The 217-nt window shown below is 69.6% G+C and carries 1 pseudogene; it reads left to right on the top strand.

The features are described 5' to 3' along the window. Window positions 1-217 (top strand): annotated as a pseudogene (locus ADL12_RS29860) (serine hydroxymethyltransferase); the annotation flags it as partial.

The raw sequence follows: 217 nt of genomic DNA on the forward strand, positions 1-217 counted from the left end.
GCGGCAGCTGGACTTCGCCGAGTTCCGGCGGATCGCCGACGAGGTCGAGGCGTACCTGTGGGTCGACATGGCGCACTTCGCGGGTCTGGTCGCGGCGGGTCTGCACCCCAATCCCGTCGAGTACGCGGACGTCGTCACGTCCACGACCCACAAGACCCTCGGCGGCCCGCGCGGCGGCATCATCCTCGCCAGGCAGGCCTTCGCGAAGAAGCTGAAC

It is taken from the genome of Streptomyces regalis (genome assembly GCF_001509475.1).
Lineage (GTDB): Bacteria > Actinomycetota > Actinomycetes > Streptomycetales > Streptomycetaceae > Streptomyces > Streptomyces regalis.